This window comes from Nonomuraea candida, assembly GCF_000725485.1.
Classification (GTDB): domain Bacteria; phylum Actinomycetota; class Actinomycetes; order Streptosporangiales; family Streptosporangiaceae; genus Nonomuraea; species Nonomuraea candida.
In genome coordinates, this window is sequence record NZ_JOAG01000037.1 from 102,379 (window position 1) to 125,534 (window position 23,156).

Consider the following 23,156-nt stretch of genomic DNA (forward strand, 5'->3'; position numbering starts at 1 on the left):
GCTGATTTGCCGGACTATGGTCTGTTCCGTGGGCGGCGAGATTATGGCTGCACCGCTGCGGCGGCGTGAGGGGCTGGTGAACGGAACGGGATGAACTTCTGCCTGAGCGACCTCGTACCACCGTTGAGGTGGAGCGACGCGTCCACGATCACGCTGCTCACCGGGCAGCCGGAGCTGCCGGACGCGTGGTGGCGGAGCCTGCCCATGCCGAGCGTCCTGGCGGCGATCGGCCCCGAGCCGCTGGGCGAGCTGCTGACGGAGATCGCCCTGGAGCACTGGCCCGCGGCCGCGGTCGGCGACGTCCTGCCCGCGCTGCACGTGCTGGACCCGGAGGAGGCCGACGAGCCCGCCGTCGCGATCGCGCTCGACCGGGCCGGGTCCTGGGCCGGGCTGCTCGCGCTGACCAGCCGGGAGCTGGTCGACCAGCCCTTCATCCAGGCGCGGCCGGTGCTGAACACGCTGTTCTCGGCCGTCCTGGCGCGGCTCGCGCATCCGTACGAGGCCGGGGAGCCCGGCTCCGGTCCCCGCGAGGAGCCGTTCGCCCCCGAGCCCGTCGCGTACGCGCCCGCGACGTACGCCGCCGGCGCGCCTGAGGCGGTCGCTGCCGCGCCGGAGCGCGCGGAGGCGGTCGGAGAGGTGGCCTCCGAGCCGGTCGCCGCCCAGCACGCCACTGAGGCCGCCGAGGCCGCCGAGGCCGCCGACGAGCGGCCCGCCGCCCCCGCCCTCGCCCCCACCGGCGCCCTCGCTCCCGCCGCCGACGTCACGGACGACGCGCCGCGCGAGGAGTCCTCCCGCGAGGAGGCTCCCTACGAGGACGTCTCCTACGAGGGCTCGCCGTCCGACCAGGAGGTGCCCGCCGACCAGGAGGCTGCCTTCCGGCAGGAGGAGGCGTCCGAACGGGAAGCCGAGTCCGAGCGGGAGGCCGCGCCGGGCGAGGAGCCGGAGTCCGACCGGACGACCTTCGACCACGAGGCTGAGTTCGACCAGGAACCGGCGCCCGGCCAGGAACCGGCGTCCGACCGGGAAGAGACGTTCGACCACGAGGAGGCCGCCGAGGTCGCCGAGGTCGCCGAGCCGGACGAGGACGGCCGCGAAGAGGTCGAGCGGGTCGTGGACGCCGACGCGGAGCCGGTCACCGACGACGAGCCGCGCCCCGAGCCCGCGTACGAGCCCGAGCGGGCGCACGAGGCGGAGCCCGTGCTGGACGCCGCCGACGAGCCGGCCTCCGATCCGGCCGCACTGGAGGCCGCCGCGATTGAGGCCGCTCATCAGGAGGCGGGCCGGCCCGAGGAGGCCGGACCGGCGCCGGCCGGGCCCGACGCGCTGGAGGCCGCCGCGCTGGAGGCCCACGGGCCGGAGGCCGGGCCGGGGCAGGAGTTGCCCGAGCTGATCGAGGCCGCCTTCGCCGGGCTCGACGACAAGAGCTGGGCCGTGGCGCAGAACCGGGTGTTCACCGACGAGCCCTCCGCCGTGGACCAGCTCGCCAAGCTCTTCGCCGTCTCCCCCGCCGAGATCGTCGCCACCGAGGACGAGCTGCGCGCCCGCCTCGGGCGGTGGCTGGCGAGCGACGAGGCGGCCCCGTACCGCGCGCACCTGGACGAGCTGGTCAGGACGCTGGGCCCGGGGGCGTCGAAGGAGCAGCTCATCGGCGCGGCCGACTGGCACCGCGTGGAGATCCGGGCGCTGGAGGTGCCCGCCTGGCAGGTCGTGCTGGCCACCCTGGCCCCGCCCGCGCCGCCACCGGTCCAGCCGGAGATCCGGCCGGCGGCCCGGCCCGAGATCCAGCCGGAACTCCCGCCGCCGCCGCTGCCGCAGCGCAAGCCGTACCAGCAGCAACAGCCGCAGCCGCCCGTCGAGCTGGTGCAGTCGGCGTTCGGGCCGGTGCAGCTGCCGCCGCCCCCGCCGCCCGGCCCGCCGCAGTTCCAGGCGTTCACGCCGGTCACCCCGCCGGGCGGCGAGGCCAACGGCGGCGCGGGCGAGCACGACAAGCCGTACCAGCCGCTGAAGGACGTCTCCCAGACGCGGCGCTGCTTCCGGCAGCCGGACGGGCGGTGGTGGCTGCGCATCGACGTGACGGCCGAGCAGCTCGCCGGCGGAGAGTGCGCGCTGCCGACCGGGTTCGCGTCGTATCTGGGCCTGTCTCCCGGCGAGAGCAGGACGGTCAGGAGCGCCGCCGGGGAGCTGACCATGACCTGGCACGGCAGGCCGGTGCTGGAGTCGATCGAGCGCCTGCTCGTGGACGTGGGAGCCAGGGAGGGCGGCCACCTGTTCCTGACGCTGTCGGACGAGGGCGTGCTGCGGGCCAGGCACCTCCCGGTCGCCGCCGCGGGCGCCGAGAAGATCACCAAGGCGCTGCGCCTGGTCGGGTACACGGCTCCGGGCGGCACCCGGGACCAGGCGGCCAGGGTGATCGCCACCAGGATCGGCATGACGGGACCGGTGGCCCTGCCGGACCTGCTCAACAGGCTCCGGGAACGCGGGGACCGCGACCTGCTCGACCTGCTGGGCTGAGGCCGGTGCCGCGGCTCGCGATCGGCCCCGAGTTTCCCAGGGGACTCGGCGCACTGGCCCGGCCGGTGCGCAGGGACGCCGTGGTCGCGCTGCGCCGGTTCCTGCGGAACGTGCCGGGCGCCCCGCACCCCGAGCGGGTCAGGGGCGCCAGGGACGCGCGGGTCGCCACCCTGCGCCTGGCCGAGGGGCAGCGCGCGGTGGCGGTGCGGCAGCGGGACGTGTACTGGCTGCGGGCGGTCCTGCCCGACGCCGAGGCCTGGTCGTACGCCCGCCGCCACCGCTACGGCGTCAACCCCGTGCTGGGCGTCGTCGAGGAGTGGGACGCCGAGGCCCTGGAGCGGGTGGAGCCCGCGTTGCGCCGGTCGGCCCGGCCGTCGCGGCTGTTCGACCCGATCTGCGACGGCGACCTGCTCGGCCTGGGCCTGGACGGGCACGCGCTGCCGCTGTTCCGGCTGATCACGAACGAGGCCGACGTGGCCGCGCTCGAACCACTGCTGCCGCCCACCCAGTACGTCCCGCTGGCCGTGCTGGCCAGGGGCGGCACGCTGGCGGAGGCGTGGCGGGAGCTGGACGCCTGGCGGGCGTGCGAGGAGGAGCCGGGCCCGATCGACCAGGACGACCTCTGCGCGGCCCTGCGGCGCAGCCCGGACCGGGCGGTGTTCGTCCAGGACCAGGCGCGGCTGGACCGGGTGCTGGCGGCCCCGGAGTGGTGCACGTTCCTGGACCCGCCGCAGCACCGGCTGGCCAGGGCCGCCCGGTACGACCGTCCGGTGCTGGTCGTCGGCGGCGCGGGCACCGGCAAGACGGTCGTCGCGCTGCACCGGGCCGCGCATCTCGCGGTGCGCGGCAGCGGGCCCGTGCTGCTGGTGACCTTCTCCCAGAGCCTGGCCGAGGAGCTGTCGGCGAAGCTGGACCTGCTGATCCAGGACGAGGTGACGCGCAAGCGCGTCGAGGTGGCCAACGCCGAGCGGCTGGCCGTGCGCATCGTGGCCGATGCCGAGGGGCGGCGGCCCGCGCTGGTCGGGCCGGGGGCGCGCTCGCTGGCCCAGCTCACCGACGACGCGCTCAGGCTGCTGACCATCGACACGGGCGATCTGCTCGACGACGTGGATCCGGGGCGCAAGCCGTACCGTCATATGGTCGTGGACGAGGCGCAGGACATCAGCCCGGCGCAGTGGCGGCTGCTGCGGGCGGCGGTGCCGCACGCGCGCGACGACCTGTTCGTCGTGGGCGATCCGCACCAGCGCGTCACCGACACGCGGGTGGTGCTCGGCGCGGTCGGCGTCCACGCCGACGAGCACACGCTCGGGCGCTCCTACCGGCTGCCGCAGGAGCTGCTGTCGTTCGTGGTCCGGCTGCGCGGCGGCGGGCCCTCGCCCGGCCTGGCCGGGGGCGTGACCGAGATGCACGGCCTGAGCGCCGTCCGCCACGGTGAGCGGCCGGTCGTCCGGGCGTACGACACGCCCGAGTCGGAGCTGGCCGGTCTGCGCGCCGTGATCGACGCCTGGCTGGCCGACGGGGTGCCCCCGTCGGAGATCGCCGTCGGGGCCCGCGACCAGCGGCTGGTGCGGGCGGCCGAGCGGGCGCTGACCGGCCTCGACGTCCGGGCGGCGACGTTCCGCCGGCTGAAGGGGCTGGAGTTCGAGCGGGTGGCGCTCATCGGCGTGGCGGAGGGCGTGGTGCCCCCGCCGCCGCCGGACGAGCCGTACGAACGGGCTCGTGCCCTGCAACGCGAACGGAGCATACTGTTCGTCGCCTGCACTCGCGCGCGATCGATGCTCTATATCTCCCATTCAGGAAGAGGCAGCCCGTTTCTACCCCTCTGATCCCATAGTCTGAACTGCGGATATCTTCCCTTTGCCGGTTGGACCTCAATGAACCTCAGCCTGAGCGACCTCACGCCACCCCTGCGCTGGACCTCCCCTGGTCAGATAGCGCCGATCGTGGAGGAGCCCCAGCTGCCCGAGGCCTGGTGGCAGGCGATTCCCCTCGACCGGGCGTGCGCCATCGTCGGCGCGCACACCGTGGCGGGCCACCTGGCCGACCTGGCCGTGGCCTGCTGGGGGCATCTCATGCTCGGCGACATCCTGCCCCTGCTGCGCTTCTCCGACCCCGCCGAGGCCGAGCGGACGCCGGAGACGCTGGGCAAGGACGTGGTGCAGAAGCTGTTCACCGGCGTGTTCGAGCGCCTCCTCGAACCCGCCCCCGAGGCATTGCCCGCCCCGGCCAGGCCGGACCGGCCGCTGCCCGAGCTGATCGACGAGCTGTTCGGGGCCATGGACGACCGGCAGCGGGCCATCGCCCGCGACCGCCTGTACGCCACCCAGCGGGCCACCCTCGACGAGCTGGCCCAGCGTTTCTCGGTCACCCGGGAGCGGATCAGGCAGATCGAGCGCGACCTGCGCGACCACGTGGAGGCCTGGCTCGGCAAGCCCGAGTCGTCCGCCCTGGCCGCCCACCTCGTGTGGCTGCGGGGCCGGCTGGGCTCGGCCGTGCCGGCCGACGACCTCCAGGCCGCCGTGCCGTGGCACCGGGCCGAGCTGCGCACGCTGGGGATCCCCGCGTGGCGGTTCGTGCGCACGCTGCTGACCGGCTACGAGCAGGCCGACGGGTGGCTGGTGGCCGGCGGGGCCGACGAGCTGAGGGAGAAGACGCGCCAGCTCTTCGCCGACGGGCCGCGCCCGCTGGGCGAGGCGGTGTCGATGGTGGCCCAGCTCGGGGTGCGCGAGGACGTGGCCGAGCGGTGGATCCTGGCCGTGCCGCACCTGCGGGTGCTGGGGCAGCACGTGGTGCCGTGGCCGCGCAGCATCAACGAGAAGGCCGAGGCGGTGCTGGCGGTGGCGGGCTCGCCGCTGTCGCCCGAGGAGATCCAGGAGCGCATCGGCGAGGACTACAGCCTGGTCGGCATCCGCAACCAGCTCACCGCCGACGACCGCTTCCGCCGCGTCGACCGCAACAAGTACGGGCTGACCCGGTGGGGCGGCGACGAGTACCTGGGGATCAGGGAGATGATCGCCAGGGAGATCGAGCGGGCCGGCGGCGAGGCGTCGGTGAGCACGATCGTGGCCAACCTGACCTCCCGCTACGACGTGAGCGAGAGCTCGGTGCGCGCCTACTCGGGCGGGCCGGGGTTCGAGCGGACGCAGCGGGGCTGGATCAGGGTGGCGGGCACCGCTCCCGGCGGCGGGGAGGCGGAGCCGTACCAGCCGCGCAAGGACGTCTCCGAGACGCGGCGCAGCTTCCGCTCGCGCGACGGCCGCTGGTGGCACCGGGTGGACGTCAACGCCGAGCACCTGCGCGGGTCGGGGTCGCCGCTGCCGACCGGGTTCGCGGCCTACCTGGGGATGGCGCCGGGCGGGCAGCTCACCGCCTCCGCGCCCTCCGGCGACGTGGTGATCTCCTGGCACAACCAGCCCACGATGGGGTCGATCAGGAACGTGCTGGCGGAGTACAAGGCGAACGAGGGCGACCACGTCTTCCTGACCGTGTCGGACGGCGGGGAGCTGCTGACCCGCTACCTGCCCGCCGCGCCGGTCGGGATGCCGCCCATCAACCGGGCGCTCTACCTGTTCGGCTACACCGCGCCGGTCAGCTCGGAGATGGAGGGGCTGCGGCTGATCGGGGCCAGGATCGGGCTGCCGGAGACGGCGACCCGCGAGGAGATCCTGAACCGGCTGCGCGAGCGCGGCGACCGCGACATCCTCGGCTTCCTGGGCGGCTGACGGCGGGGCCGGGCACGGATCGCGGGGACGACACCCCGGCCGGGCCCGGCTCTCCACCCCAGGACGCCCGGCGGGGTCCGGTTCGCCCGGCGCAGGACGCCCCGGCCGGGCTCGGTTCTCCGGGCCGAGGGGTGCCGGGCCGGGCTCGGTTCTCCGGGCGAAGGCGCCGGGCTAAGCTCGGGAGATGTTGCGGATCTACGACACGCGCGCCGGGCAGGCCGAGGAGATCGCCGCCGGGCGCGCGGTGCGGATGCACACCTGCGGCCCCGCGGTCCACCGGCGCGCGCACGTGGGCGACCTCCGCGCCTTCCTGCTGTCCGACCTGATCAGGCGGGTGCTGGAGCGGCGTCGCACGCGGGTCGTGGTCTGCCAGAACGTCTCCGACGTCGGTGGCCTCACCGGGGACCCCGTGGACGAGGGGCGCTCGCCGCTGGATCAGGCGCGCAGCCACGAGGACGCGTTCCGGGGCGACGCCGCCGCGCTCAACCTCCGGCCGCCCGAGCACCTGCCCAGGGCGAGCGAGAACATCGACGCGATGGTCGAGCTGATCGCCAAGCTGATCGAGAAGGGGCACGCGTACCCGGTGCCGGACGGGTCGGTGTTCTTCGACGCGCGCAGCTTCCCCGCCTACGGCGAGCTCTCGGGGAACCGGCTCGACGCGCCCGGGCCCGCCCACCACGCCGCCGCGGCCGATCCCCGCGGGCGCTTCCCCGCCGACTGGGCCCTGTGGACGCCCGCTGCGGGCGAGCCGGCCTGGGAGGCCCCGTGGGGCCGCGGCGTTCCCGGCCGCCCCGTGGAGTGCTCGGCCATGGCGCTGCGCTTCCTCGGCCCGCGCATCGAGCTCCACACCGGCGGCGTCGGCCTGCGCTTCCCGCACCACGAGAACGAGCGGGCCCAGTCCGACGCGGCGGCCGGGCACGAGGTGGTGCGCCACTGGGTGCACGGCGAGCACGTGCTGTTCGACGGGCGCGAGATGGCCGGATCCGCGGGGAACGCGGTGCCGCTGTCCGACGTGGTCGCGGCCGGGCTCGACCCGCTGGCCGTGCGCCTGGCGTTCCTGGAGCACCACTACCGGCAGCGGCTCGACCTGACGTGGGAGACGCTGCGGGCCGCCGACCGGACGCTGCGCGGGTGGCGCACGCGGGTGGCGGAGTGGGCCGAGTCGGTCAGCGCGCCGCTGTCGCGCGAGCACGCGGACCGGGTGGAGGCCGCCTTCGACGACGACCTCGACACCCCCGCGGCGCTGAACGTGCTGCGGGAGCTCGAACGGGACGGGTCGGTGGCGCCGGGGGCCAAGTTCGAGACGTTCCTCCATCTGGACCAGGTGCTCGGGCTCGACCTGCCGAGCAGGATCGGCCAGGTCCCGGTGCCGCCCGCCGGGGCCGCGGAGCTGCTGGAGGCGCGGGCCAGGGCGCGGCAGGCGGGCGACGGGGCCGAGGCCGACCGGCTGCGCGACGAGCTGGCCGCGCTCGGGGTGCGGGTGTCCGACACGCCGGAGGGCCAGACCTGGGTCTGATCCCGTTCCGTTATCGCCGGCTCCGCCGTTCCCCGGCCGGGGCGTCCGGAGGAGTGATCACGAACTGCCAGACTTGATGGCGGTTCGGCAAGAAGGAGGTGGCGGTGAGGCCCTATGCGTGGATGCCGTGGCCGTTGCGGTGGTCCGCTCGGGTGTTGACCGTGCTTCTCGCACTGGTTCTGGTGCTGGCGGGGGTCTTCGTCTACACCGTGCGGAAGTCGTTTCCGCAGGTGGAGGGGTCGCTGCGGCTGCCGGGATTAACCGGAAGTGTCGAGATTTATCGCGATAAATCTGGGATTCCGCATATCTATGCCGACAGTGCCGCCGATCTCTTCATGGCGCAGGGGTTCGTGCACGCCCAGGACCGCTTCTTCGAGATGGACTTCCGCCGCCACATGACGGCCGGGCGCCTGTCGGAGCTGTTCGGCGAGGCCACCCTGGCCAACGACAAGGCGCTGCGGACCATGGGCTGGCGCCGGGTGGCCGAGCAGGAGGTGCCCAACCTCGCCCAGGAGACCCAGGACTACCTCAACGCCTACGCCAAGGGCGTCAACGCCTGGCTCGCCGCCAACCCCAACGCCTCCGACCGCAGCCTCGAATACTCCCTGCTCAAGATCCAGGGCGCCGGCGGCGACCCGGAGAAGTGGACCCCGGTCGACTCCGTGGCCTGGCTGAAGGCCATGGCATGGGACCTGCGCTCCAACGTCGAGGACGAGATCGACCGCGCCCTCGCGCTGACCAGGCTGCCGAAGGAGCGGGTCGAGCAGCTCTACCCCGGCTATCCGTACGACCGCCACCTGCCGATCGTCACCGAGGGCGCGATCCAGCGGGGCCGCTTCAACCAGCGGGCCGAGCCGCGGCCGCGGGCCGGGCGGGCGGTCGACGACCGGGTCCTCGACCAGGCGGCCGACACGCTGGGGTCGGTGCCGAGCACGATGGGCACGGCCGACAGGGCCGGCATCGGGTCGAACTCGTGGGTGGTCTCCGGCGAGTACACCGCCGGTGGCAAGCCGCTGCTGGCCAACGACCCGCACCTGGGGGCGCAGATGCCGTCGGTGTGGTACCAGGCGGGGCTGCACTGCAGGAAGGTCACGCAGGAGTGCCCGTACGACGTGACGGGGTTCACGTTCTCCGGCGTGCCCGGGGTGATCATCGGGCACACGGACAAGATCGCGTGGGGCTTCACGAACCTGGGGCCCGACGTGGCCGACCTCTTCCTGGAGCAGGTGGACGGCGACACGTACCTCTACCGGGGCTCCCGGCTGCCGCTGGACGTCCGGCGCGAGCAGATCAAGGTGGCCGGCGGCGACCCGGTCACGATCACCGTCAAGAGCACCCGGCACGGCCCGCTGATCAACGAGGTCATCCCCGACGCCAAGCCCAGCGGCGAGGCCAACGCGGTGGCGCTGCAGTGGACGGCGCTGACGCCCGGCCACACGGCCGACGCCATCTTCGCGCTGAACAGGGCCGGCGGCTGGGAGGAGTTCCGGTCGGCCGCCGCGCTGTTCGACGTGCCCGCGCAGAACCTCATCTACGCCGACACCTCGGGCAGGATCGGCTACCAGGCCCCCGGCCGGATCCCGGTGCGCGAGAACGGCGACGGCACCTGGCCGGTGCCCGGCTGGACCGGCGAGTACGACTGGCGCGCCGCCCCCATCCCGTACGAGCAGCTCCCCTCCGTCCAGAACCCCGCCGACGGCTTCATCGTCACCGCCAACAACGCCGTCATCGACCCCTCCCGCTACCAGCCCCTGCTCACCAAGGACTGGTCGTACGGCTACCGCTCCGAGCGCATCCGCACCCTCATCAAGCAGGCCATCCAGAAGGGCCCGATCGACGCCGCCGCCATGGCCCGCATCCAGCGGGACGACCACAACGGCTTCGCCGACGTCCTCGTCCCGGCGCTGATGGAGGTGGACCTGGCCGGTCCCGGCGTACAGGCCAGGGAGCTGCTGAAGACGTGGGACGGCGCGCAGAGCCTCGACTCGGCCGCCGCCGCCTACTTCAACGCGGTCTGGCGCCAGGTGCTCGTGCTGACCTTCGGCGACGACCTGCCGCAGGCCGCCCGCCCCACGGGAGGCGACCGCTGGTACGAGGTCGTCAGGCGGCTGCTGGAGGCCCCCGAGGACCCGTTCTGGGACGACGTGACCACCAAGGACGTCCACGAGACCCGCGACGACATCCTCCGCCAGGCGCTGGCCTCGGCCCACCACGAGCTGGCCGGCCTGCTGGGCGCGGACATCAAGGCGTGGCGCTGGGGCGATCTGCACCGGCTCGAACTCGTCCACGGCTCGCTGGGCACCTCGGGCATCGCGCCCATCGAGGCCCTGTTCAACCGGGGGCCGCTGGCGGTGGCGGGCGGCAAGGACGCGGTGAACGCCACGGGCTGGAACGTCCAGAAGAACTACTCGATCACGGCGGTGCCGTCGATGCGCATGATCGTCGACCTGTCCGACCTGGACAAGTCGCAGTGGATCAACCTGACGGGCGCCTCCGGGCACGCCTTCCACGACAACTACTGGGACCAGGCGGAGGCGTGGGCGCGGGGCGAGCTGCTGCCCATGCGCTCCGATCCGGAGTCGGTGCGCAAGGCCGCCGTCCACACCCTCAAACTCAACCCCTGACCCTTCCGGGCCCGGCCCCCGGTTCGTCACGACCGGGGGCCGGCTGCTTTCGGCCTGTGGCACACCGCATGTGAGGTTTTACCCGGCACTGTCAAATCAGGAGCCCATGCGCCGCCGCCACCGCGCCGGCCGGTGCGGGTAGCCGCCGTCGTCCAGACCGGCCAGCCGCTCGAACACGTTGTACGCGGCCTGATGCCCGGAGACGATCACCGAGACCAGCATGGCCAGCAGGTAGAGCGGCAGCATCGGCGGCCCGAGACACCAGGCCCACTGCGTGGAGTGCCGCCCCTCGTGCCGGACCAGCCGCTCGCTGAGCGAGTCTCTCCTGGTCAGGACCACGTTCCCGACCGTGAACGCGGCCGCGAAGGGAAAGCGGTGGCGGTAGCCGAAGGCCAGGATGAGCCCGTCGGGACCGGGCCGCCTGGACGCGCCGCCGGCGATCGCGATCAGCAGGCCCAGCGGCGTGGAGAGGTTGGCGTAGTTCATCGCCCGCCGGAACCGGAAGCGCCTGTCCATGCGTCTGAGTCTTGACCAATCTTGACAAGTCGGAATAATGATCCCCGTCCTGAAATCTCCCAAAGAGCAGGATTATGAGATTCTCCATCCTGGGCGCGCTGCTCGGCACCGTCGCACTGGCAGGAGCCGGCGGAGTCGCGATCACCCAGACGTCAGCGGCCGATTCCCTACGATTCACCGACAATCCTTCCAACGCGCGGATGGCGTTAGCCGGCGACCCCTCCACGTCGCCGCCGGCGACCTCTCCGACCCCGACCCCCACCCCGACCGGAACCTCGACCGAGACCCCCGCCCCCACCCCGACCGCCCAGCCCACGGACGCGGAGTACACCGCCAAGACGCGGGTGGTCAAGAGACGGGGCGTCTCCTACCTGAACGTCTCGATCGCCTATGAGGGCGCGGCGTTCTTCAACGTCGAGCAGCGGGTGTGCAAGAGGAGGTCGTGCAAGACGGCGGACGTAGACCTCATGGTCTTCGACGGCTCGGGCGACGCCCGGGTCCGGCTGGGCTACGGCACGTACAAGAAACGCGGGCAGCCCGGCGTCAGCATGGCGCCGCTGCCGACCGTCACCGTCCGCGAGACGGTCACGGTGACCGAACCAGGTCCCACGGTCACCGTCACGGAGCCCGGTCCGACGGTCACGGAGACGTTCACCTGTCAGCCGTACGTCGAGCCCACCGGCACCCCGCTCCCGCCCGAGGAGCCCACCGTCACGCCTTCCCCGGACGGAAGCGTCACTCCCTCCGGGACGCCGTCGCCCACCGTGACGCCGTCCCCCTCCGACACCGCCACACCGGCGCCGTCCGGCACCGTGCCGACGGTCCCCTCGCAGACCCCGACCACGACTCCCACCGACGGCCTCCCGCCGGAGGAGCCCACGGAGAGCCCCACGGAGAGCCCCACCGGGATCCCCACCTGCCCGCCGCCCTCCGAGCCGCCCGTCGAGCCGCCCACAGAGCCCACAGAGCCGCCCGCGGAGAGCCCGACCGCGACCGGCACCCCGACGGCCACGCCGTCGGAGTCGGCCACCACTCCCACCGGCCGGTAGGGCCGCAGCACGTCCATCGGGCCGGGCCCCGTGCCCGGCCCGATGCGTGTCCGGGGTCAGAGGGACTTGTAGCGGCCCTCGTGGTAGACCAGCGGCGGGCCGTCCGACGGCGTGCCCAGCGCGGTGACCCCGCCCACCACGATCGAGTGGTCCCCGCCGTCGTGCACCGCGGTCGTGGCGCACTCGATGGTGGCGATCGCCCCGTCGAACAGCGCCACCCCCGACTCCCCCCGATGGTGCGGCCACCGGGCGAGCTGCCCGTTCAGCGGCCGGCCCCGGTGGGCGAAGAAGCGCGAGGCGTCCTCCATGGAGGCGGGCAGGACCGACACGCCCCACACCCCCGCCTCCAGCACCGCCTCGTGGAACCTGGCCACCTTCTCCGCGCAGAACAGCACGAGCAGCGGATCGAGCGACACGGAGGTGAAGGAGTTGATGGTCATCGCATGATCGACGTCGCCCAGCCTGGTCGTGACGATCGCGACTCCGGTGGCGAAGCGGCCGACGACGTTGCGGTACGTTCCGGGGTCCACGTGCCGCTCGATGGAATGCACCTAGTTACTTTATGCCTTTACGTCTGATTATTCGGAGGGTACCCGCGCAGGAGCCAGGATCCCCCTCCCGACGAGGGCGAGAGCAGATAGGCCGCGACAAGGCCCACCAATCCTCCGTACAGGTAGACGTATCCCTGCGGACCGCTCGCGATCACCAGGTCCCCGGCCTTCAGCTCCAGCGTGAACGGCATCGTCACCAGCAGCCAGCCGAGCGCCGTCACCATCGCCCCGAGCCGGGCTCGCATCAGCTTGCCCGCCCCCAGGCAGACCCCGAACAACATCAGCACCCAGAAGATCGCCGAGCCCGGGACCGGGCCGGCCTGCCACACCGGATGGGTGAAACCGCCGACGACCGCCATGACGACCCCGAGCACGAACAGCATGCCGTACGCCGCGCCGCCCAGCGCCGACTCGGCCTGGCTGCGATGTTCCATGTCGAACGAGGTTAGTGGATGCCCGCGAAAAGATCGTTCTCGCGGTTGTGCGGCTCGCCCAGGCCCCCCGACTCGACCGGCGGCCCCGGCACGGGCGGGCCGGGCACGCCGATGGCCAGCGTGTAGTGCTCGACGGCCAGCACCTCCTGGCCGATGTTGTTGGACAGGGCGTACCAGGGCGGGTCGACGCTGATCTGCGTGGCGTGCGCGCGCAGCGCCTCCAGCTTGTTGCCGATCCAGGGACGCGCGTCGATCTCGGTGGTGATGTCCTCGTCGGGACTGCCGAACGGCATGTCGTCGACGTTCTCGACGAGGAAGTCGACGCCGGAGTCGCGCAGCGCCTCGGCCCCGCGCCGCATGACGGAGCGGGCGACGGCCGTGTGGTAGAACTTCGCGATCTGCCACGGCTCGCCCGCGCCGAAGCCCGCGGTCGCGGCCAGCTCGAACGCCCTGCGCGCGACCCGATGGGCCTGGATGTGGTCGGGGTGGCCGTAGAAGCCGTTGTCGTCGTAGGTGACCAGGACCTGGGGGCGTACCTCGCGGATGACCTTGACCAGCTCTCCGGCGGCCTCGTCGAGGTCGGCGCGCCAGAACGCCCGCGGGTGCTCGTTGGAGGCCGCGCCCATCATGCCCGAGTCGCGCCAGCGGCCGGGCTCGCCCAGGAAGCGGTGGTCCTCGACGCCGAGCGCCTGGCAGGCCGCGGCCAGCTCACCGACGCGGTACGGCCCGAGCGCGTCGTCCTGATCGGCGGCCAGATGCGCGAGGTCCTTGGGGATGATCTCCCCCTCCTCGCCGAGCGTGCACGTCACCAGCGTCACGTGGGCGCCCTCCGCGACGTATTTGGCCATGGTCGCGCCGGTGCCGATCGTCTCGTCGTCGGGATGGGCGTGCACGAGCAGCAGCCGTCGGTCAGTCATGCCCACGAGCCTAGCAATGGCAGGATTGACGCCATGAGCGAGAGCTTTCCGCGCCTGTCTGCCAGGACCCGCCGGTTCACTCTGGGCGTGCCCAGAGGCTTCACGATCTCCCCGGACGGCGGCCGGGTGGTGTTCCTGCGGACCAGGTCGGGCACCGACCCGGTGACCTGTCTGTGGGAGCTCGACACCGCCACCCACGTCGAGCGCCTGGTCGTCGACCCGCGCACGCTCCACTCCTCCGACGAGGAGGACCTGCCGCCGGAGGAGCGCGCCAGGCGCGAGCGCAGCCGCGAGGCGGCGGGCGGCGTGGTGGCCTACGCCACCGACGCCGGCGTGACGCGGGCCTGCTTCGCCCTGTCCGGCGGGCTCTACACGGTGGAGCTGGCGAGCGGGCAGACGCGCAGGCTCGACACGCCGGGCGCGGTGATCGACCCCCGCCTGTCCCCCGACGGGCGACATGTCGCCTACGTCACCGGTGGCGCGCTGCGCGTGCAGGATCTGCTCTCGGGCGAGGACCGCGCGCTGGCCGAGCCGGAGTCGCCGACCGTGACCTACGGGCTGGCCGAGTTCATCGCCGCCGAGGAGATGGACCGGATGCGCGGCCACTGGTGGGCGCCGTCGGGCGACGCGCTGCTGGTCGAACGCGCCGACGAGGCTCCCGTCCAGGTCTGGCACATCGCCGACCCGGCCAACCCCGACCGCCCGCCGGCGGCCCAGCGCTACCCGGCCGCGGGCACGCCCAACGCCCGCACCGAGCTGTTCGTGCTGGGGCTCGACGGGTCGCGGGTGGCGGTGCCGTACGACGAGGAATACCTCGCCACCGCGTCCTGGGACTCCCACGCGCTGTCGATCGTGACGCTGACCCGCGACCAGCGCACGATGCGGCTGTTCGAGATCGACCCGGCGACGGGCGCCGCCACGCTCGTCCGCGAGGACACCGACCCCGCCTGGGTCGACATCGTCGCCGGCGTGCCCGCGCACCTCGACGACGGCTCCCTCGTCTGGGTGGCCAACTCCGAGGGCGGCCACCGGCTGTTCGTGGGCGACCGCGCGGTCACCCCGCCCACGCTCCAGGTGCGGGCCGTGCTCGACGTCGACCACGACAGCGTGCTGTTCAGCGCGAGCGGCGACCCGACCGAGATCCACCTGTGGACATGGGACGGCCACTCGCTGCTGCCCGTCTCGACCCGTTCCGGGGTGTTCTCCGGGCGGATGTCGGGCGGGGTCGGCGTGCTGACCGAGCAGAGCCTCGACGCCGAGGGCGTCTCCACCACCGTCGTGCGCCGTGACGGCATGGCCGTGCCGATCCCGTCCTACGCCGAGCGCCCCGGCCTCGACCTGCGCGTCTCGCTGGGCCGCTCCGGCCGCCGCGAGCTGGCCACCGCCGTGGTGCTGCCCTCCTGGCACGAGCAGGGCTCGGGCAAGCTGCCGGTGCTCATGGACCCGTACGGCGGGCCGCACGCCCAGCGGGTGCTCAACAGGCGCGGCGCCTTCCTGGAGAGCCAGTGGTTCGCCGAGCAGGGCTTCGCCGTCATCGTGGCCGACGGCCGCGGCACCCCGGGCCGGGGCACGGAGTTCGAGCGCGCCGTGCTCAACGACCTGGCCACCCCCGCGCTGGAGGACCAGATCGACGCGCTGCACGGCGTGGCCGAGCAATACCCCGACGACCTCGACCTGACGCGGGTGGCCATCCGCGGCTGGTCGTTCGGCGGCTTCCTGGCCGCGCTCGCGGTGCTGCGCCGCCCCGACGTCTTCCACGCGGCGGTGGCGGGCGCGCCGGTGACGGACTGGCGGCTCTACGACACCTGCTACACCGAGCGCTACCTGGGCGATCCGGGCGAGCAGCCGGAGGTCTACGAGAAGTCGTCGCTGTTCGCCGACGCGGCCAAGCTGGAGCGGCCCCTGCTGCTGATCCACGGTCTGGCCGACGACAACGTCGTGGCCGCCCACACCCTCCGCCTCTCCTCGGCCCTGCTGGCGGCCGGCCGCCAGCACAGCGTGCTGCCGCTGTCGGGGGTGACGCACATGACGCCGCAGGAGGTCGTCGCGGAGAACCTCCTCCTGCTGCAGGTGGACTTCCTGAAGAAGTCCCTGGGCTGACCTCTCCCGGCCCGGGCCCGGCCACACGAGCCGCGCCCGGGCCGGCCCACCTGAGCCGGCCGTCCACCATCGACGACCCGAGACTGTCGACCACCCCGAGCCGGTCGTCTGCCTTTTGGGCAAACCACGGTCTGACAACCCCTGGTCCTACGCGCCCCCTCCGAAGACCAAACCCTGGTCTGACGCGATCCGGCCCTCCGCTCCGGCATCGTGAACGCCATGTTCAAGCCCCTCGCCCTCACCCTCGCCCTGCTCAGCGCGGCCGCACAGCCGGCGACGGCCACCACCACGGCAACCACCACGGCAACCAAGCCGATCGCCTCCTCCACCGCCCCGGCCACAGCTGGGAGCACCATCCCCACCCCGCCGAGAGAGTCCGCGACCGCCGCCCCACCAGAAGGGCCTGGGGCCGCGACGCTCAAGTGGCAGCCCTGCCCCCATGACAAGATCGGCATGGAGTGTGCCGACCTCCAGGTCCCGGTCAACTGGCAGAAACCCGACGGCCGCAAGATCACCCTCAAGCTGGGCCGCCTGAAGGCCACGGGAGGCGCGGAGGCCAAGCCGAGCCGCGCAGACGCACAAGGCACACCGAACCCTCGGAAGAGCACCGCAGACCCGGGAGGCCGGCCGAGCCCCGTGAAGGCCGCGGGAGACGCGGGAGGGTCGGTCCTGGTGGCCTACGGCGGTCCGGGCGGCCCCGGCATCGCGATGACGCAGTCCCTCCCCCACTGGTGGGCTGAGCTGCGCAAAACCATGGACATCGTCACGTGGGACACCCGCGGCTACGGCGGCGAGCAGTTCCAGGGCCTCAGCACGGGCCTGCCGTGCGCGTGGACCCGCATCCCCATCGCCGACTTCCCGGAGGACGACGCCGACTTCGGCCGCCTGTCCGACACCAACCGCGGCTACGCCGAAGCGTGCCGGCTCAAAGACCCCGAGCTGTTCGCCAACATGAGCTCGGCCGACCACGCCAGAGACATGGAGGCGATCAGGCAGGCCCTCGGCGACGACAAGCTCAACTACTACGGCGCCTCCTACGCGGGCTTCTACGGCCAGTCCTATGCCCGCCTGTTCCCCGGCCGCGTCCGCACGATGGTCCTGGACGGCACGCTCAACCACAGCACCGCCGACTGGTCCCGGGAGCTGGAGGAGTCGGCGAGGTCCAACGAGCGCTCCATGCGGCGCTTCTTCACCTGGTGCGCCACCAACGGCTGCGAGGACGTGCCCGGCCTCTGGCGCAGGCTGATCGCCAAAGCCGACCGCACCCCCATCCCCACCAAGACGGCCAACGTCGCCTACCGGACGGCCGACCTCCAGTCCTTCGCCCTCGGCCTGGCCCGTCAGGGCGTCCAGGGCTGGCCTCGCCTGGCCCAGGCGATCAGGAAGGCGAGCAGGGGCGACGCCTCCGACTTCGTGCCCTCCCGCGGTGCCCGCTACCCCGACCAGGCCACCCCGGTCACCGAATGCACCGACTGGCCCCGCTTCGCCGACCACAAGGAGTTGACCGCCGCCCTCAGCCGACTGCGCAAGGCGGCCCCCGACACGGGCGCGGCCAACACCCTGGCCTCGGCCACCCTCGGCTGCATCGGCTGGCCCGTGCCGGTCACCAACCCGCCCGCCGCCCTTCCCAAGAGCCTCCCGCCCCTGCTCGGAGCAGGCGCGTGGGGCGAGTCAGAGGCGTCCGAACGCCTCCTCTCCCAGGTCCCGGGCAGCGTGACGATCCACCACGACGGCCCCGGCCACACCCTCTACGGCACCAACCCCTGCGCCCGCGACCACATCAACCACTACCTCACCACGGGCACCCTCCCCCCACCCAAAACCCACTGCTGACCCACCCCAAGGGTGGTGGTGAGGCCCAGAAGGGAGTGATCTCAGGCGTCAGGAGGAGGCGGCGGCGGTGCGTGGAAGGCCAGCAGGTGACGGTCGTGGGTGTCCGGAAGAGGGCGGTCGTGGGTGTCCGGGAGAGGGCGGTCGTGGAGGTCCAGGAGAGGGCGGTCGTGGAGGTCCAGGAGGTGGCAGTCGTGGGGATCCAGGAGAGGGCGGTCGTGGAGGTCCAGGAGGTGGCAGTCGTGGGGGCCCAGGAGGTGACGATCGTGGAGGTCCAGGAAGTGGCAGTCGTGGGGTCAGGAGGGGGTGGCCGTGGGGGTGCCGTGCCAGCTGCGCCAGAGGGCCGCGTACGAGCCGCCCTCCGCCACCAGGTCCTCGTGCGCTCCCAGCTCGCTGATCCGCCCGTCCTCGACCACGGCCACCCGGTCGGCGTCGTGCGCCGTGTAGAGCCGGTGGGCGATGGCGATCACGGTGCGTCCTTCCAGGACGGCGGCCAGCGAGCGTTCCAGGTGCCTGGCGGCCCGGGGGTCGATGAGGGAGGTGGCCTCGTCCAGGACCAGGGTGTGGGGGTCGGCGAGCACGAGGCGGGCGAGCGCGAGTTGCTGCGCCTGGGCGGGCGGCACGGCGAGCCCGCCCGAGCCGACCTCGGTGTCCAGGCCCGAGGGCAGTCCCTGCACCCAGTCCAGCGCGTCCACCGCCTCCAGGGCCTTGAGCACGGCCGGGTCGGGGGCGTCGGGGCGGGCGATGAGCAGGTTGTCGCGGAGCGTCCCCTTGAAGACGTGGTGCTCCTGGGTGACGAGCGCGACGTGCCCGCGCAGGGCGTCGAGCGGCAGCTCCACCAGCGGCGCCCCGCCCACGGTGACGGAGCCGGTGCGCGGCCCGTGGATGCCGGCCAGCAGCCGCCCCAGCGTCGACTTCCCGGCCCCGGAGGGCCCGACCATGGCCAGCCGCTCCCCGGGCCGTACGGTGAGCGAGACGCCGTGCAGGACGTCCCGCCCCTCGCGGTAGGCGTACCGCACGTCGGTCGCCTCCAGCAGCTCGCCGGCGGGCCGCGCCGTGGTGGCCGAGCGGTCGTCGGGCACGTTGGCCACGCCGAGCAGCCGCGCCATCGAGGCCGCGCCCACCTGCAGCTCGTCGATCCACATGAGGAAGCGGTCGAGCGGGTCGATGAGCTGCTGGGCGTAGAGCGTGGCGGTGGTCACCTGGTCCAGCTCGACCCACGAGTTGGTGTAGAAGAGCCCGCCGACCAGCAGCGCCGCCACCACGGGGATGACGTAGCCCAGCTCGACGGCGGGATACCAGGTGGTGCGCAGGCGCAGGGTGTACCTCTCGGCGGCGTAGGAGCGGGCGATGTCCCGGTCCGTACGCAGCCGCCGCCGCTCCCGCAGCCCCAGCGCCTCCACGGCCCTGGCGCCCTCGACGGTCTCGGCCAGCCCTTCGGTCATGTCGGCGTAGGCGGCGTTCTCGCGGAGGTAGCCGTCGCGCGCCCGGCGCAGATACCACCGGGTGGAGATCGCGATCATCGGCCCGGCCACCAGCATCGGCAGCATGATCAGCGGGCTGACCAGCAGCAGCGCGCCGATGGTGATCGTGAACGTGACGACGGCGATCAGCGTCTCCGGCACGGCGTGCCGCACGGTCCGCGACAGGGCGTCCACGTCGCGGGAGGTCCGGGTGATGAGGTCGCCGGAGCCGGCCCGTTCGACGGTCGACAGGGGCAGGCCGAGCACCCGGTCCACGAACTCCTCGCGCAGCTCGGCCAGCACCTTCTCGCCGAGCTTGGCGGAGGCCAGCACCGCATACCTCGTCAGGACGCCCTGCAGCAGCAGGAACACCCCGATGGCGGCGGCGACCACGGCGACGTTGACCGGGGTGCCGTGCTGGATGTCCTCGACCAGCCGGCCGAGCTGCCAGGGCACGACCAGCCCGGCGACGGCGGCCAGGCCGTGCAGGGCGAGAGCGGTGGCGAGCGCCCGGGGATATTTCAGCGTCAGCCGCCTGGCGTAGGCGCGCACCTGTTTGCGATCGGCGACCGGCAGGATCTCTCGTGCCATCGGGTCTCAGTCCTCCCCGCGCGTCACGGTGGCGGCGTATTCGGGCGAGCTGTCGAGCAACTGCCGGTGGGTCCCCTCTGCGAGCACGCGTCCGTCCGCCACGTACATCACGTGGTCGACCCGGTCCAGCACCAGCGGGCTGGTCGTGCAGATCATGGTGGTCCGCCCGGCGCGGGCCTCGGCCAGGCGTTCGGCGATGCGGGCCTCGCTGTGGGCGTCCACGGCGCTGGTGGGCTCGACCAGGATGAGCACCTCGGGGTCGGCCAGCAGCGCCCTGGCCAGGCGCAGCCGCTGCTGCTGCCCGCCGGAGAACTCCCGCCCCGCCTCGGCCACCTCGGCGTCGAGGCCGTCGGGCAGGGCTTCGACGATGTCGGTGGCGCAGGCCGCGTGCAGCGCCCGGCGCACCTCCTCGTCGGTGGCCTTGCCGCGCACGTCGAGCTCGTCGCGGAGGCGGCCGTTGAACAGCCGGGCGCCGTTGTCGGCGACCAGGATGCGGGAGCGGACCTCCTCGATGGGCAGGGTGCGCAGCTCCACCGTGCCGAAGGTGACGTCACCGTCGGCGTAGCGGCCCAGGCGGTCGGCGATGACGATGGCGTCGTCGGGTTCGGCCGCGGCCACGGCGGTCAGCATGCCGGGCTGGAGCGTCACCCCGCTGTAGGAGTCGCGCAGCACGCCGCCCTCGCTCGTGCCGGTGCCGCCGGTGACCTCGGGCTCGATCGACAGGATGCCGATCACCCGGCCGGCCGCCACGTGGCCCTTGGTGAGCTTGTCGGCCGCCTCGGTGAGGGTGCGCATGGGGCCGATGAGGAAGACCGCGTACAGGTAGAACGAGACGAGCTGCCCGGTGGGGATGTCGCCCGCGACGGCGAACGTGGCGCCGATGCCGGTGACGATCGCGATGAGCAGCCCCGGCAGCACGATCTGGGCGCCTTCGAGCACCGACTCGACGACCGAGACGCGCACCCCGGCCTGCCGCAGGCGTTGCGAGCCGGAGCGATAGCGGTCGGCGAACACCTGCTCCCCGCCGATGCCGCGCAGCACCCGCAGCCCCGCCACGATGTCGGCGGCCCTGGTGGACAGCTCGCCCGACAGCTCCCGCTGCGCCTGCTGGCGCCGGTGCAGCGGGCGCAGCAGCGGCCCGACGGCGGCGGCCATGATCGGCACCCCGAAGAGCACCAGCAGTCCCAGCGGCAGCGAGGCCGAGATGAGGATCACGGTGACGGCGACGATGGCCAGGACCGAGCCCGTGCCGCGCAGCAGGATGTCCATGGCGTTGCCGATGTGGGCGATGTCGGAGTTGCCGACGCTCACGACCTCGCCGGTGGACAGCCGCTTCGGCAGCGTGGCGCCGAGCTTGGCGGCGTGCTTGGAGGTGAGCTGGACCGTACGGTAGGCGGCGGCCAGCCAGTTGTAGACCGCCATCCGGTGCCGCATGATCCCGCTGAGCGCCTGGATCAGCCCGAGCCCGAGCAGGACACCCGACCACAGCAGCAGCCCCTCGGTGTCCTTGGCGGTGACGGCGTCGATGCCCTTGCCGAGCACGGCCGGCATGAGCGCCTGCACCAGCATCCACAGGATCGCGAAGCCGATGCCCATGAGAAGGGGAAGCGTCTGCCGCCGCGCCGTCCACCAGAGGTAGTGGAGGGGGCTGCGGATGTCGGGCACGCCGGAATCGGCCTCGGGAAGGGAGCGCATAGCCTGACAACATTGACAAGCCTCCCCACCACCCTGCAAACCATTTTCGTTGTCCGGACTCCCGTGAGTCTCAGCAAACCCAGGCCGGCGAGCAGGCGGGGCCGGCGAGAGCGCCATGACGACCGGGCTTCGGTCCTTTCGGCAGTTCCCGACCCGCAGGTAAGGGTGAGAGTGAGAAAGGTGGGCACCACGCGCGGGCCGGTCCCAGGGGAGGATGCCGAAGGCGCGCACCACGCGCGGGCCGGCCTCAGGAAAGGGCGCGGAAGGCGCACCACATGTGGGCAGGTCTCAGGGATGGGTGCCGAAGGCGCGCACCACGCGCGGGCCGGCCCGAGGAGAGGATGCCGAAGGCGCACACCACACGCCAGCCGGCCCCAGGGGGAGAATGGCGAGGGCGCACACCACACGCCAGCCGGCCCCAGGGGGAGAATGGCGAGGGCGCGCACCACGCGCGGGCCGGTCTCAGGGGAGGGTGCGGAAGGCGCGCAGTGTGTACGCCAGCGCCACCACCGCCGTGACGGCGAGCAGCACGTACCCGATCGTGTACGCCCCCGTCGCCGCGTACACGGTCCCCATCACCAGCGGCGGGAAGTATCCGCCGAGCCCGCCGGCGGCACCCACCAGCCCGGTCACGGTGCCCACCCTGGACGCCTCCACCAGCCGGGCCACCAGCGCGAACACGCCCCCGGTGCCCAGCCCGAGGAAGAAGGCCATGAGCACGAAGCTCACCCCGGCGGGCACCTCGACCGGCGGCCGCAGCGCCAGGACGAGCGCCATCACCGCGGTGCCCAGGAAGGAGGCGAGCAGCACCTTGACCGGCCCGACCCGGTCGGAGAGGGCGCCGCCGAGCGGCCGGGACAGCACGGCGGCGATGGAGAACCCGGCCGTGCGCAGCCCGGCGTCGGTCTGGGCGAAGTGGTAGACGGTCTGCAGCAGCGTGGGCAGGTAGGTGGAGAAGGCCACGAATCCGCCGAAGGCCACCGCGTACAGGAAGGCGCACTGCCAGGTCGCCTTGATCTTCACGGCCTCCCGCATGCGGGGCAGGGCGGAGCCGGTGGCGGGGGTCCAGCGGGGCGAGTTCCGGCTGCCGCCGATCATGATCATGCCCATGAGCGCCAGCATCGCCGCCATGAGCACGTGCGCCTGGGGCCGGCCGAACTCCTCGACCAGGCGGGGGGTGAAGAACGCCGACAGCGCCGTGCCGCCCATGCCCGCGCCGAAGACCCCGGTGGCGAAGCCGCGGCGTTCGGGCTCGTACCAGGCGTTGACGAACGGGATGCCGATCGCGAACGACGTGCCGGGGATGCCCAGCAGGAAGCCCCAGAACAGCAGCCAGCCGTAGGAGTCGGACCAGCCGACGAAGAGCACCGGCACGATCGACACGAAGCAGATGATCGCGAACATGCGCCGCCCGCCGAGCCGGTCGGCCAGCACGCCGACCGGGATCCGTCCGAGCGAGCCGACCAGCACCGGGATCGCCACGAGCAGCGCGGTCTGCGTCGGCGACAGGTGCAGCCGCCTGCTGTAGCTGCCCGAGAGCGGCCCGATGAGGTTCCACGCCCAGAACGTCACGGCGAAGGCGAGCGTGGCCAGCCCCAGGTTCCGCACCTGACCTTTACGAAGCTCAGACATACACC

The 23,156-nt window shown here is 73.0% G+C and carries 15 protein-coding genes; 8 read left to right on the forward strand and 7 right to left on the reverse strand.

Annotation, left to right across the window (positions count from 1 at the left end):
* Nucleotides 1-90: 90 nt before the first annotated feature.
* The 5 genes from IO39_RS31695 (at nt 91) to IO39_RS31715 (ending at nt 10,373) form a co-directional block, all read left to right on the forward strand.
* Entirely contained in the window at nt 91-2,511 is a 2,421-nt protein-coding gene (locus IO39_RS31695) for a hypothetical protein (RefSeq protein WP_157549135.1), read from the forward strand.
* Between the two features lie 5 nt (nt 2,512-2,516).
* Complete coding sequence (locus tag IO39_RS31700; RefSeq protein WP_043630665.1) at nt 2,517-4,337, forward strand: UvrD-helicase domain-containing protein; 1,821 nt, start codon at nt 2,517-2,519, stop codon at nt 4,335-4,337.
* Between the two features lie 48 nt (nt 4,338-4,385).
* Complete coding sequence (locus IO39_RS31705) at nt 4,386-6,233, forward strand: sigma factor-like helix-turn-helix DNA-binding protein (RefSeq protein WP_043630673.1); 1,848 nt, start codon at nt 4,386-4,388, stop codon at nt 6,231-6,233.
* Nucleotides 6,234-6,417: 184 nt separating this feature from the next.
* On the forward strand, nt 6,418-7,749 hold the full coding sequence (locus tag IO39_RS31710) for a CysS/YqeB C-terminal domain-containing protein (protein WP_043630675.1): 1,332 nt from the start codon (nt 6,418-6,420) through the stop codon (nt 7,747-7,749).
* 122 nt (nt 7,750-7,871) lie between these two features.
* Nucleotides 7,872-10,373: a penicillin acylase family protein gene (locus IO39_RS31715; RefSeq protein ID WP_043630677.1), complete on the forward strand. Its 2,502-nt coding sequence runs from the start codon at nt 7,872-7,874 to the stop codon at nt 10,371-10,373.
* A gap of 96 nt (nt 10,374-10,469) precedes the next feature.
* Here IO39_RS31715 and IO39_RS31720 read toward each other — a convergent pair whose 3' ends face one another.
* Complete coding sequence (locus IO39_RS31720) at nt 10,470-10,889, reverse strand: hypothetical protein (protein WP_043630680.1); 420 nt, start codon at nt 10,887-10,889, stop codon at nt 10,470-10,472.
* Nucleotides 10,890-10,963: 74 nt separating this feature from the next.
* Here IO39_RS31720 and IO39_RS31725 point away from each other — a divergent pair, with 74 nt between their 5' ends.
* Entirely contained in the window at nt 10,964-11,938 is a 975-nt protein-coding gene (locus tag IO39_RS31725; protein WP_043630682.1) for a hypothetical protein, read from the forward strand.
* Between the two features lie 56 nt (nt 11,939-11,994).
* On the opposite strand, the gene IO39_RS31730 is transcribed toward IO39_RS31725, so the two are convergent.
* The 3 genes from IO39_RS31730 to mshB are packed head-to-tail and all read right to left on the reverse strand — an operon-like array spanning nt 11,995 to nt 13,840.
* The gene (locus IO39_RS31730; protein WP_245642420.1) at nt 11,995-12,489 is read right to left on the reverse strand and encodes a flavin reductase family protein; all 495 of its coding nucleotides are present in this window, start codon (nt 12,487-12,489) and stop codon (nt 11,995-11,997) included.
* 17 nt (nt 12,490-12,506) lie between these two features.
* Nucleotides 12,507-12,923 (reverse strand): DUF6113 family protein, encoded by a 417-nt coding sequence (locus tag IO39_RS31735; RefSeq protein ID WP_043630685.1) that lies wholly within the window; start codon nt 12,921-12,923, stop codon nt 12,507-12,509.
* Between the two features lie 11 nt (nt 12,924-12,934).
* Nucleotides 12,935-13,840 carry an N-acetyl-1-D-myo-inositol-2-amino-2-deoxy-alpha-D-glucopyranoside deacetylase gene (gene mshB / locus IO39_RS31740; protein ID WP_043630687.1) on the reverse strand — a complete coding sequence of 302 codons (906 nt, stop codon included), beginning with the start codon at nt 13,838-13,840 and terminating at the stop codon, nt 12,935-12,937.
* A 33-nt stretch (nt 13,841-13,873) separates the two neighbouring features.
* Between mshB and IO39_RS31745 the strand changes: the two genes are divergently transcribed.
* Nucleotides 13,874-15,940, forward strand: a complete 2,067-nt coding sequence (locus tag IO39_RS31745) for a S9 family peptidase (protein ID WP_043630689.1) — start codon at nt 13,874-13,876, stop codon at nt 15,938-15,940.
* 219 nt (nt 15,941-16,159) lie between these two features.
* The gene (locus tag IO39_RS31750) at nt 16,160-17,773 is read left to right on the forward strand and encodes an alpha/beta fold hydrolase (RefSeq protein ID WP_084773808.1); all 1,614 of its coding nucleotides are present in this window, start codon (nt 16,160-16,162) and stop codon (nt 17,771-17,773) included.
* 293 nt (nt 17,774-18,066) lie between these two features.
* On the opposite strand, the gene IO39_RS31755 is transcribed toward IO39_RS31750, so the two are convergent.
* From IO39_RS31755 to IO39_RS31765, 3 genes are all read right to left on the reverse strand, one after another.
* A complete protein-coding gene (locus tag IO39_RS31755) occupies nt 18,067-19,824 on the reverse strand; it encodes an ABC transporter ATP-binding protein (protein WP_043630695.1) in 1,758 nt (585 codons plus the stop codon).
* Between the two features lie 6 nt (nt 19,825-19,830).
* Entirely contained in the window at nt 19,831-21,519 is a 1,689-nt protein-coding gene (locus tag IO39_RS31760; protein WP_043630698.1) for an ABC transporter ATP-binding protein, read from the reverse strand.
* 462 nt (nt 21,520-21,981) lie between these two features.
* Entirely contained in the window at nt 21,982-23,151 is a 1,170-nt protein-coding gene (locus tag IO39_RS31765) for an MFS transporter (RefSeq protein WP_043630700.1), read from the reverse strand.
* Nucleotides 23,152-23,156 lie beyond the last annotated feature (5 nt).

Excerpts from the sequence above, each read along its gene's own strand:
- IO39_RS31695 (WP_157549135.1), top strand. The coding sequence starts at position 91 with ATGAACTTCTGCCTGAGCGACCTCGTACCACCGTTGAGGTGGAGCGAC.
- IO39_RS31705 (WP_043630673.1), top strand. The coding sequence starts at position 4,386 with ATGAACCTCAGCCTGAGCGACCTCACGCCACCCCTGCGCTGGACCTCC.
- IO39_RS31710 (WP_043630675.1), top strand. The coding sequence starts at position 6,418 with ATGTTGCGGATCTACGACACGCGCGCCGGGCAGGCCGAGGAGATCGCC.
- IO39_RS31715 (WP_043630677.1), top strand. The coding sequence starts at position 7,872 with ATGCCGTGGCCGTTGCGGTGGTCCGCTCGGGTGTTGACCGTGCTTCTC.
- IO39_RS31720 (WP_043630680.1), bottom strand. The coding sequence starts at position 10,889 with ATGGACAGGCGCTTCCGGTTCCGGCGGGCGATGAACTACGCCAACCTC.
- IO39_RS31725 (WP_043630682.1), top strand. The coding sequence starts at position 10,964 with ATGAGATTCTCCATCCTGGGCGCGCTGCTCGGCACCGTCGCACTGGCA.
- IO39_RS31735 (WP_043630685.1), bottom strand. The coding sequence starts at position 12,923 with ATGGAACATCGCAGCCAGGCCGAGTCGGCGCTGGGCGGCGCGGCGTAC.
- mshB (WP_043630687.1), bottom strand. The coding sequence starts at position 13,840 with ATGACTGACCGACGGCTGCTGCTCGTGCACGCCCATCCCGACGACGAG.
- IO39_RS31745 (WP_043630689.1), top strand. The coding sequence starts at position 13,874 with ATGAGCGAGAGCTTTCCGCGCCTGTCTGCCAGGACCCGCCGGTTCACT.
- IO39_RS31750 (WP_084773808.1), top strand. The coding sequence starts at position 16,160 with ATGTTCAAGCCCCTCGCCCTCACCCTCGCCCTGCTCAGCGCGGCCGCA.
- IO39_RS31755 (WP_043630695.1), bottom strand. The coding sequence starts at position 19,824 with ATGGCACGAGAGATCCTGCCGGTCGCCGATCGCAAACAGGTGCGCGCC.
- IO39_RS31760 (WP_043630698.1), bottom strand. The coding sequence starts at position 21,519 with ATGCGCTCCCTTCCCGAGGCCGATTCCGGCGTGCCCGACATCCGCAGC.
- IO39_RS31765 (WP_043630700.1), bottom strand. The coding sequence starts at position 23,151 with ATGTCTGAGCTTCGTAAAGGTCAGGTGCGGAACCTGGGGCTGGCCACG.